The sequence below is a fragment of the Flavobacterium macrobrachii genome (assembly GCF_014486675.1).
Taxonomy (GTDB): Bacteria; Bacteroidota; Bacteroidia; order Flavobacteriales; family Flavobacteriaceae; genus Flavobacterium; species Flavobacterium macrobrachii.
Genome location: NZ_JACTAC010000095.1, coordinates 1 through 9,218 on the forward strand (window position 1 = coordinate 1; position 9,218 = coordinate 9,218).

Genomic DNA, 9,218 nt, shown 5'->3' on the forward strand with positions numbered 1-9,218 from the left:
AATTTGTCGGGAGTTTTTGTTTTTACCCACTTAAGTTGTTTACACAAGTCCTATATTGTACAAAATAAACCTTATTCTCAAAAAAAGTATGTTGTTTAAGGTAATTTTAATTTGCTTGAAGCTGTATGCGTCATGCTCGCACTAAAGGGGAATTTTTATACTTTTAGCATAAGCTATCTTGGCTATAGAGTCTAGTTCTTTACTGGCATAATAATTCAAACAGTTTGCACAGATAAGTTTTTTTTTAGCCTCTTCAACTTCATTACAATCATCACAATTTGGATAGATTGGTTTGGGCATTTCATTTATAATCTTAAATGCGATAATCTCTATTTCCTTATGCTGAAACTCTAATGGATTTGGTAGATAATAAAGAATATCTTCTCTTGACATGAATTTTATTATAGAATCATTTTTATATCCGTACTGTAAACATTTAATAAAAAATTCTGTCTTATAATTATTTATCCATTGCTCCTTGTTTTGACCTAAATTATACGCAAACTTATCTCTTCTGTATGTATTACAAGAGAGAATTAAAAATAACATAACAAATCTTACTATTATCTTTTTCATATGATTATAGAATTAACTTTTGTATCAAATGTTTTTAAAAACATCACTATTATTAATCTATTTAATTCTACAAAAAATCACAAAAGCTTGTTTCATTTTTGACAATTGTTAGTGAGTTTATAGAATTTAAATTGTCTAGGTTTTTCGTTTGAATAATCTTTAATTCTTTTATTTCGGCTTTAATAATTTTTAATTTGTTTGAGTCTGTTTCCTTTTTTTGTGCTAAAGCTAATTCTCTTCTTTTTTTAATATGATTCTTTTTTAACTCATTTATTCTTTTTTGTTCTTCATTATAAAGTTTAAAAAAATCAGCATTAGAAAACACATCAATTTTTTTATCTATTAGTTTATACTTTTGTTGAATGTGTATAATAAACTTAGTTACAATATCTTCCTCTTGACCTTTATAATCATCAGAAATCACTAATGTAAATATATCCGTGTTTTTTATTTTCTTTTGTTTAATACATTTATTGAAATAATTATAAAAATTTATTTCATTCTTAGTAGATTTTATAAATAATTTACATAAATCATTCTTATTGATTGATTTATTATATAAGTACTCTATTTTTTTATCTTTGTAGATAAAATATTCCATTTTTAACGTATTAGAAAAATTTTGATTAACAAACAAAATCATCAACATAATTAATATTTCTTTTTTCATTCTTTCTCAATTTAACTCCCAAAAATAAATTTTATTTATACCACCAGTAGCACTAAAATAACATCCTCCGTCACATTCATTGTCAAAATAAATATCTGCATGACCCGAAGCATTAAAACCATTCGAGCTAGTATCATTAGGTATCATAATATAAATACCTTGTTTGCCACTAAGCAAATTTGGGAAATTTTCACCATTAACTCCTCCTTGGGTTCCGTTTAATAAATTATCTCCTGTCGGAGTACCAAAAGTACTTTTCATCCATGATAATAAGTTTTTTGCAACTAAAAAATAATTTTTGTTGTCAGCCCCTTTAATTGTTACTCCATTTATTTCTGGAATATTTATACCAGAATAATTTAATGCTCTTGAAACTCTTAGTGCACAGGTATTTCTTGCACCTTGATTATATTTACTTAAAACATTTCCACCAACAGCTGTGTACATTTTTAGAGATGTAGAATATTCGTCATCATAATGAGAAGGATATGCTAGTAAAAAGTCATCAAAACTAGGAAGGTTTTGTTGTTGAAAAGCTAAATTTAGCTCATCAAGATTTAAAATACCAGTATCCTCAGTACCTTCTCTTGGTGCCATAAACCAATTTTTAAACTTTTCCCAAGAAACAGATGGATTGTTCATAAAATAAGTTATGGCCCAATTACCAAAATTCCTTACAACAGTATTATTTATATTTTCAGGTCTATTGATATAAGCAATAATATCTCTATAAGTTTCAAAATTATTTTCGTTTTCATTTCCATAAACCCATTGTTGCTGGCTTACAGACAATCCATGCCAAAATTCAGCTGCGTTTTTTGCTTGTTGGTATTTTTTACTTCCTAGTTCATACATATTTGGGTCAAAAATATAACCGCTAGGATCACTTAATCCGCTTCCTGATCCAATACTACCTCCGCCACTACTTCCGGGAAGTACGTAAAGTGGTTGAACAATATCATTTCCATTACAGACTGCAAAAAAAATTAATTTTAAGCAATCTGCGCATTTGTCGCACTCAATTCTACATTTCACTGAGTTAGGATCGATACATTTAACTATGTTGTAGGCAATAATATTGCAGTCTTGTTGCACTCTTGACGCATAAACTTGTCTAATACTGCCTTCAAATTCATTGTCAATACCTGCTAAAAGTTTGTCAAAGTTTTCATCAGTGGGAATTAATTCCAAAATCGATGTTTCCCAATTGCCATCATGGTTGTAAACAACGAGATTAAAGATACTTTTACTGGTTACAATTTTAGGTACAATATTGAAAGTATAACTTATTTTGTTTTCTACCACAACTTGTTTTATGTAGTCAAAATTGATGTCAAAATCACTCACCTCATAACTTCCATCTGCATTACGATATGCGATAGTATTATCTTTTGGAATTTTAAAGGTTTTACTAAAATTGTGTAATCCTGTATTTCTTTTGAATTCTTCAATGGAAACTGTTTCGTTTTTTGCTGCTGGTTTTGAACCTTGATGATACAAATCATCACTACAACTACTCAGCATAATTGTGAAAAGGGCAATTACTAGAAATTGGATTGTTTTAATGTGTTGCTTCATAAAATAATTTAGTTTGGTCAGGATTAATAAATACTTTTTTTAAAAGTAGTAACAGCAACTCAAATATGAAATACGTATTTATACTTAATTTTGACATCTAACTTTTGTTAAAACTACTAATTTTCTTTCAAATATAAAAAATAAATTTTAATAGCGCATATATGCGTTTAAAAATTTTTAATGCTTTGTTCAATTTTACAAAGTGAACAATGTAAAAGACATCAAGTATATCAAGAAGTTTGGAGAAAATTTAAAGCAAATTCGCTTAAATAAAAATCTTTCCCAAGAAGTTTTAGCGTTCACAGCCGATATTCCTATTTCTCAAATAGGAAGGATTGAAAGAGGAGAAATTAACACAACAATATCAACTGTTAAAGTCTTAGCCGAAGCATTAGATATTTCTGTTAAAGAATTATTTGATTTTGAAATAAAATAATAAAAAAACTCCCGAGAAATTTTCTTCGGGAGTTTCTGTTTTTACTTATTCATGTGTGTCATTTCGTAAACAAACGTATCCAAATCTACATTCATAACTAAAAGTGACAACGCTTTATCAATGATAAAAGGAACGTTTCCTGGAGTAAAACCAAGTGCCAAAGCAAATTTGGTTAAAATTTCTTTTTGCTTTGGTCCAAGAATATGATCTACATAAACCATTCTTGACAAATCATACAAACGCTCCAAACGTTGCGAATGCAAATACGGTGGATTGATAGGATATTTTAGAGGATTTTCTAAAATTTCTTCATACTCAGCCGCAGAAATTTCTAACTGACTAGCCAATTTATCCAAAAATTCTTTTTCCTCTTTACTCAAATCGCCATCGGCAATTGCAACACGAACAATAGCCGAAAAATGACCTTTGTTTCTATTCTTAAATTCACTATCAAATAAATCTGAAATCGACATAATACTATTGGTTTTAGTTGTGCAAATATAATTCAATTTCCCAATCTAATAAAGTCAACCCACAATGTTTTGAGCTAATTTCTAACTCGATTTTAATTTTTTTACTAAGTTTACATACCTAAAACTACTTTTGCTATGTCTGATTTTTGGATTTACTTCAATATTGGCTTAAAGCATGTGCTCGACATAAATGCTTATGACCATGTCTTATTTTTACTCGCATTAACCGTTCCATATGATGCCAAAGCTTGGAAACGAATACTAATCCTTGTTTCACTTTTCACGCTTGGACATACTTTTTCACTTTTTCTTGCTGTTTTTGGAATTGTAAAAATCAACCCAACCTTTATCGAATTTTTAATTCCAATAACGATATTAATCACCGCAATTTTTAATATCTATTCCACCGGAAAATCTGCCAAAAAAGACAACATGACCTTCCTTGGTTTCGTGACACTTTTCTTCGGAATTATTCACGGATTGGGCTTTTCCAACTATTTCAACAGCATACTTTCTGGTTCAGCAACCGACAAATTATTACCCATGTTTGAATTTGCACTAGGAATCGAAGCTGCCCAAATCATCATTGTTATTGCCACGTTAATTCTAGCTTTTATCTTTCAAACCCTATTCAAATTCTCAAAACGCGACTGGATTTTAACCGTTTCAGCTTTCATCATTGGAGTTGTAACACCAATGATTCTCCAAAGCGAAATTTGGCAAAATTAAATTTAACTAAATAAATCTTAAACTATTTCTAGAAGCGAATCGTTTAGGTATCTTTGTTATCCTTTTTCCCGCTGTTCATTACAATCTTTTTGTTTTTTGTCACACCGTGCGCAGTCGAGGTGCAATTGCAAAAAAAACAAAAAGGATTTCCATTTCCATCGGGGCTAAAAAGGAAACCATTTGAATTTTATGAAAGAACAAAAACAACACAAATACGACGTTGCCTATCTTAGAATAGCAACCGAATGGAGCAAACTTTCCTATTGCAAACGCAAACAAGTTGGTGCCATCATCGTTCGCGATAGAATGATAATTTCCGATGGTTATAACGGAACACCATCTGGTTTTGAAAACTGCTGCGAAGACGACGAAGGTTTAACCAAATGGTATGTTCTTCACGCCGAAGCCAATGCCATTTCAAAAGTAGCGCGTTCAACCCAAACCTGCGAAAACGCAACCCTTTATATCACACTTTCGCCTTGCAAAGAATGCAGTAAACTCATCCATCAATCAGGAATCAAACGTGTTGTTTTCCATAACGGTTATCGCGATGACTCCGGATTGGACTTTCTAGTAAAAGCTGGTGTAGAAGTTGTTCAAATAAAAGATTTAGAAGTTTAATTCGTTTTCAAAACAATGAAATCAAAGGAAAAATATTTACCTATATTGCTATTTTCATGCGTTGCACTTGGCATCATGATTGGCGGTATGATTAATTTTCCTAATCGAAAACTTTCTCCAAAAAATGCTAGTCAAGCTAAACTAAACCGACTGATTGATTTCATCGATAACGAATATGTTGACAATGTTAATTCTGATTCGATTGTAGATTTGACAGTAAATAGTATTTTAGAAAAACTTGATCCACATTCCATTTACATTCCACCAAGTGAACAAGCCACCGAAGCCGAGATTATGAAAGGTAACTTTGTTGGTATTGGTGTAAATTTCTACATGTATAAAGATTCCGTTACCGTTGTAAATCCCTTACCAAATGGTCCAGCTGCAAAAGCTGGAATTCAAGCTGGTGATCGAATTTTATATGCTGGAAAAACAAAACTTTTTGACAGAAATTTACCATCAGACAGTTTATTTAGTAAGCTAAAAGGAGACGAAGGAAGCAAAGTAAACTTGACCGTTTTTAGAAAAACCGAAAACAAAAAGATAAACATTACCGTTACTCGCGGAAATGTACCTATCAAAAGTGTTGATATTGCATTGTTGCTCAACAAAAATACGGGTTATATCAAAATCAATCGCTTTGCCGAAAACACGTATGATGAATTCATTACTGGATTAAATCAGTTGAAGAAAAAAGGCGCGAACAGTATTATCATAGACGTTAGAAACAATGGCGGCGGATATTTGGAAAAAGCAGTAGAAATTGCCGATGAATTTCTGAAAAAAGACGAACTAATTGTTTTTACCAAAAACAAAAAAGGATTTACCAACGAAACATTTGCTACTGACAAAGGTATTTTTGAAAATGGAAAAGTCACTATTTTAATCGATGAAAATTCGGCTTCTGCTAGCGAAATTTTGGCTGGAGCAATTCAAGATAATGATAGAGGAACAATTGTTGGTCGACGTTCATTTGGAAAAGGTTTGGTGCAACGCGAAATGGATTTTGATGATGGTTCAGCCGTTCGATTAACCACAGCTCGATATTATACACCAAGCGGTCGATCGATTCAAAAACCTTATACCAAAGGCGAAGGTGAAAAATACAGTCATGATTTTGAAACGCGTTTTGAAAACGGCGAATTATATACCAAAGACAAAATTAAAGTTGCCGATTCGCTAAAATTTAAAACCAAAAAAGGACGAATCGTTTATGGAGGTGGCGGAATCGTTCCCGATATTTTTGTGCCTCTTGAAGTAAAAAAAGGCGAAGAAGGTTTGGCTTACCTATTAAATTCGGGTGTTGTTGATCATTTTGTATTTGAACAAATTGACAAAGACAGAAATGCATTTAAAAATATGACTTACACAACTTTTTTAACCAATTTTGAAAAAGACGATAGCTTTATTTCAAAGTTTGAAAGCTACCTTAAAAATGCTGGATTAGACATCAAACTTAACAACAATAAGCAAATAGTAAACACGCATTTAACTGCTGAATTTGCGCGACAACTTTTTGGAGAAACACAGTATTATCAAATTTTGTTGAAAGACGATTTAATGATTAAAGCGGTTTTGAAGTAATTTATTTCCTAATACTGTCATGAACTTGAACATGAACTCCATTGTTCCAAAGCGTCAAAATATCGGTAGCAACAGCTGCGCCGCTTCCTGAAGCAATAGAAAGTTGACTTCTCCAACCTGCTAAAGTTCCGGTAACATAAACACCTTCGGTTACTTTATGGTCAGTATTTTTTAATTGAATTCGGTTTTTCTCGGGAATTGTTTTTTGATGTGGTACAACGTATTCTTCCAAACCTTCAATGGTAAACGGATTTCCAGCACTAATACCAATGACAACTATTTTGGATGAATAGCTTTTTTTATTGGTAACAACAGTAAAATTGCCTGCTTCACCTTCGATTTTTAAAACTTTTTCGCCTTCAATTTGGTCAATATGCGCATATTGATTTTTCAAATGCTCAATACTTTCTGTTAAAAGTTCTGAACCCAATTTTCCAGCCGGAATTCCATAAGCATTATTGAAAAGCGCATCTTGAAGCGACGAAGCTTTTTGGTGTGTTATGATGCCAATTTTTTTATCGATTACAAATGGCTTTTTATGAGCAGAACCCAAAACCAAAGCACATGACATTCCAGAAACGCCACCGCCAATTATCAAAACATCAAACATAGGTAGAAATTAGTTTTTTAATTTGTCTTCGATTTTTTTTGACATTCTAAAAATCAAAAGAATAAAAACCGCACACAATGCTGCAGCTATTCCAATCAAAGCAACTAAACTTTCGCCTTCTAATGGGTTTTCAAAATCCAAAAGCGTTACATTAAAAACGATTAATGCAAAAGCGACAACTATTAATATGGTAGTGAAAATTTTCATTAAGTAAAACTTTATGATACAAAAGTACAAATTTGAGATTTAAACGAATAAACCTTTAACATTAGCCGCAAATAATTTAACAGCAATTGCCAAAAGTACAACTCCAAAAACTTTTCTAATAATACTTAGTCCGTTTTTACTCAACATTTTTTCAATTTTGGAAGACGATTTTAATACGGCATAAACCAAAATAATATTCAACAAAATAGCTATAATAATATTTATCGAATGAAACTCTGCTCGAAGCGAAAGCAATGTTGTCATCGTTCCAGCACCAGCAATCAATGGAAAAGCAATCGGGACAATCGATGCCGAATTAGCTTCTTCATCACGATACAATCGAATACCTAAAATCATTTCTAAGGCTAAAAAGAATAAAACAAACGCTCCAGCAACGGCAAACGAATTGACATCAATTCCAATTAATTTTAAAATTTCTTCTCCTACAAATAAAAACGAAATCATAATTACTGCCGAAACAATTGACGCTTTCTCTGATTGAATATGACCAAATCTTGTTCTTAAATCGATGATAATTGGAATACTTCCAACAATATCTATTACTGCAAAAAGAACCATTGTTGCCGTTACTATTTCTCTAAAATCAATATTCATGGTAATTTTTTTTGCAAAATTATTCTATTTCAAAAGGATAAACGAGGTTTTTACAAATATTTTAACGGCAAATCGTACCTTTGCATTCTAATTCAAGAAAAATGTTCCAACTAGGAAAAACAATCGTTTCAGAAGATATTTTAGAAAAAGACTTTGTGTGCAATCTTTCGGCTTGTCATGGTGCATGTTGTGTTGATGGTGATGCTGGCGCACCTTTAAGCAAAGAAGAAACTAAAATTTTAGAAGAAATTTATCCAAAAGTAAAGCCATTTCTTCGCAAAGAAGGTATTGAAGCTATCGAAAGATTAGGAACTTGGGTTGTTGGAACCGATCAAGATTTAGAAACGCCTTTGATTGATAATAAAGATTGTGCTTATGTGATTTTTGATGGAAAAACAGCACTTTGTGGTATTGAACAAGCTTACAATCAAGGAATTGTAGATTGGAAAAAACCTGTTTCTTGTCATTTATATCCCATTAGAGTAAAAGATTTTTCAACTTTTGCTGCCGTGAATTATGATCGTTGGGATATTTGTAACGATGCTTGTACTTTGGGAAAAGAATTACAAGTTCCTGTTTATAAATTCGTTAAAGAAGCTTTAATTAGAAAATTTGGAACTGAATGGTATGCTGATTTAGAAAAAGTAGCCGAAGAATTGAAAAACGAAAAATAAAAAAGCCGAAGTTTTAGACTTCGGCTTTTTTATGTGGAGAAGATGGGAGTCTAACCCAATCTCGTATGCCTTATAATTCAAAGGATTCTTGCGTTTACTTTTTAAAGTACCCCGAATTGTGCCCCTTTAATTTTATTCAATTTTAATGTCTTTTGATGACTTATCAAATATACAAAACTTGAATTAAAAAATGAAACAACTTGTTTAAAAAATGAACATTAATCTATTATAGCGCCTCTCACCTCTTCTATTTTTAATCCTGTATACTCACAAAACTCTTCTATACTTACAAGGCTATTTTTAGGCTTTCTAAGCGACTTTCTTATTTGATTTAACCCGTAGTGCATTATAAAAAAAGTTGCTCAAAACACTAAAAATTAGTACATTGTATTGACTACCAATCAAATACAATTATGAGCAACCTTGAAGCAAGTTACAAATTAAT

At 31.4% G+C, this 9,218-nt stretch carries 12 protein-coding genes; 5 read left to right on the top strand and 7 right to left on the bottom strand.

Annotation, left to right across the window (positions count from 1 at the left end; genetic code table 11):
* Positions 1-141: 141 nt before the first annotated feature.
* The 3 genes from IAI56_RS14455 to IAI56_RS14465 form a co-directional block, all read right to left on the bottom strand.
* Positions 142-393, bottom strand: coding sequence for a hypothetical protein (locus IAI56_RS14455; RefSeq protein WP_187658540.1), 252 nt, complete (start codon positions 391-393; stop codon positions 142-144).
* Between the two features lie 250 nt (positions 394-643).
* Positions 644-1,246 (bottom strand): hypothetical protein, encoded by a 603-nt coding sequence (locus tag IAI56_RS14460; protein WP_187658541.1) that lies wholly within the window; start codon positions 1,244-1,246, stop codon positions 644-646.
* Positions 1,247-1,252: 6 nt separating this feature from the next.
* The gene (locus IAI56_RS14465) at positions 1,253-2,824 is read right to left on the bottom strand and encodes a T6SS effector amidase Tae4 family protein (protein WP_187658542.1); all 1,572 of its coding nucleotides are present in this window, start codon (positions 2,822-2,824) and stop codon (positions 1,253-1,255) included.
* Between the two features lie 202 nt (positions 2,825-3,026).
* On the opposite strand from IAI56_RS14465, the gene IAI56_RS14470 reads away from it, so the two are divergent.
* The gene (locus tag IAI56_RS14470) at positions 3,027-3,260 is read left to right on the top strand and encodes a helix-turn-helix domain-containing protein (RefSeq protein WP_187658543.1); all 234 of its coding nucleotides are present in this window, start codon (positions 3,027-3,029) and stop codon (positions 3,258-3,260) included.
* A gap of 41 nt (positions 3,261-3,301) precedes the next feature.
* Here the strand turns inward: IAI56_RS14470 and IAI56_RS14475 are convergent, their stop codons facing one another.
* Positions 3,302-3,733, bottom strand: coding sequence for a tellurite resistance TerB family protein (locus IAI56_RS14475; RefSeq protein ID WP_187658544.1), 432 nt, complete (start codon positions 3,731-3,733; stop codon positions 3,302-3,304).
* 135 nt (positions 3,734-3,868) lie between these two features.
* Here IAI56_RS14475 and IAI56_RS14480 point away from each other — a divergent pair, with 135 nt between their 5' ends.
* From IAI56_RS14480 to IAI56_RS14490, 3 genes are all read left to right on the top strand, one after another.
* Positions 3,869-4,462: a HupE/UreJ family protein gene (locus IAI56_RS14480; protein WP_187658545.1), complete on the top strand. Its 594-nt coding sequence runs from the start codon at positions 3,869-3,871 to the stop codon at positions 4,460-4,462.
* A 189-nt stretch (positions 4,463-4,651) separates the two neighbouring features.
* Positions 4,652-5,083 (top strand): deoxycytidylate deaminase, encoded by a 432-nt coding sequence (locus IAI56_RS14485; RefSeq protein ID WP_187658546.1) that lies wholly within the window; start codon positions 4,652-4,654, stop codon positions 5,081-5,083.
* A gap of 15 nt (positions 5,084-5,098) precedes the next feature.
* Entirely contained in the window at positions 5,099-6,667 is a 1,569-nt protein-coding gene (locus IAI56_RS14490) for a S41 family peptidase (protein ID WP_187658547.1), read from the top strand.
* 1 nt (position 6,668) lies between these two features.
* Here IAI56_RS14490 and IAI56_RS14495 read toward each other — a convergent pair whose 3' ends face one another.
* Genes IAI56_RS14495 through IAI56_RS14505 form a run of 3 tightly spaced genes read right to left on the bottom strand, consistent with a single transcriptional unit; the run spans position 6,669 to position 8,099 of the window.
* Positions 6,669-7,277, bottom strand: coding sequence for an FAD-dependent oxidoreductase (locus IAI56_RS14495; RefSeq protein ID WP_187658548.1), 609 nt, complete (start codon positions 7,275-7,277; stop codon positions 6,669-6,671).
* Positions 7,278-7,286: 9 nt separating this feature from the next.
* Positions 7,287-7,484, bottom strand: a complete 198-nt coding sequence (locus IAI56_RS14500) for a hypothetical protein (protein ID WP_187658549.1) — start codon at positions 7,482-7,484, stop codon at positions 7,287-7,289.
* A gap of 39 nt (positions 7,485-7,523) precedes the next feature.
* Positions 7,524-8,099, bottom strand: coding sequence for a MarC family protein (locus IAI56_RS14505; protein ID WP_187658550.1), 576 nt, complete (start codon positions 8,097-8,099; stop codon positions 7,524-7,526).
* 101 nt (positions 8,100-8,200) lie between these two features.
* Between IAI56_RS14505 and IAI56_RS14510 the strand changes: the two genes are divergently transcribed.
* On the top strand, positions 8,201-8,773 hold the full coding sequence (locus IAI56_RS14510) for a DUF3109 family protein (protein WP_187658551.1): 573 nt from the start codon (positions 8,201-8,203) through the stop codon (positions 8,771-8,773).
* The last annotated feature ends 445 nt before the right edge of the window (positions 8,774-9,218 follow it).

Coding starts and splice junctions, on each gene's coding strand:
- IAI56_RS14455 (WP_187658540.1), bottom strand. CDS start 393: ATGTCAAGAGAAGATATTCTTTATTATCTACCAAATCCATTAGAGTTT.
- IAI56_RS14460 (WP_187658541.1), bottom strand. CDS start 1,246: ATGAAAAAAGAAATATTAATTATGTTGATGATTTTGTTTGTTAATCAA.
- IAI56_RS14465 (WP_187658542.1), bottom strand. CDS start 2,824: ATGAAGCAACACATTAAAACAATCCAATTTCTAGTAATTGCCCTTTTC.
- IAI56_RS14475 (WP_187658544.1), bottom strand. CDS start 3,733: ATGTCGATTTCAGATTTATTTGATAGTGAATTTAAGAATAGAAACAAA.
- IAI56_RS14480 (WP_187658545.1), top strand. CDS start 3,869: ATGTCTGATTTTTGGATTTACTTCAATATTGGCTTAAAGCATGTGCTC.
- IAI56_RS14485 (WP_187658546.1), top strand. CDS start 4,652: ATGAAAGAACAAAAACAACACAAATACGACGTTGCCTATCTTAGAATA.
- IAI56_RS14490 (WP_187658547.1), top strand. CDS start 5,099: ATGAAATCAAAGGAAAAATATTTACCTATATTGCTATTTTCATGCGTT.
- IAI56_RS14495 (WP_187658548.1), bottom strand. CDS start 7,277: ATGTTTGATGTTTTGATAATTGGCGGTGGCGTTTCTGGAATGTCATGT.
- IAI56_RS14500 (WP_187658549.1), bottom strand. CDS start 7,484: ATGAAAATTTTCACTACCATATTAATAGTTGTCGCTTTTGCATTAATC.
- IAI56_RS14505 (WP_187658550.1), bottom strand. CDS start 8,099: ATGAATATTGATTTTAGAGAAATAGTAACGGCAACAATGGTTCTTTTT.
- IAI56_RS14510 (WP_187658551.1), top strand. CDS start 8,201: ATGTTCCAACTAGGAAAAACAATCGTTTCAGAAGATATTTTAGAAAAA.